This is a genomic window from Chrysanthemum yellows phytoplasma, assembly GCF_000803325.1.
Taxonomy (GTDB): domain Bacteria; phylum Bacillota_I; class Bacilli_A; order Acholeplasmatales; family Acholeplasmataceae; genus Phytoplasma; species Phytoplasma asteris.
In genome coordinates this window covers 1-310 of sequence record NZ_JSWH01000071.1, presented here as the reverse complement: position 1 = coordinate 310, position 310 = coordinate 1, and the positions used below count along the sequence as shown (strand labels likewise).

Genomic DNA, 310 nt, shown 5'->3' with positions numbered 1-310 from the left:
AAAAATTCATCTTTAGCATCAAACCCAAAGCTAACTACTTTTTTAAAACCAGGAATTGGGACAAAATTACTTGCTATTAAAGCAGTATTTTTTATTAAATGATTTGCATTTACAAATTATTTATATGAATGACAAGGAATGGGTTTGATTCCTGAAAGACCATAAAAAACTCTAGCATTATCTGAAAAAGTATGCCCATCGTAATGACGCCAATCAAGTACATTATGTTTTTGAGAATAATCTGGTTCATAATCATCAGGATTAAAAGCCATAACTTTAGAACTTGTAAATGAATAAAATAATATTAAAA

Annotated in this window: 1 pseudogene; it reads right to left on the bottom strand. The window is 27.4% G+C overall.

Annotated features, from left to right (window positions below):
• Positions 1-116: 116 nt before the first annotated feature.
• Positions 117-310 (bottom strand): annotated as a pseudogene (locus tag OL66_RS00895) (hypothetical protein); the annotation flags it as partial.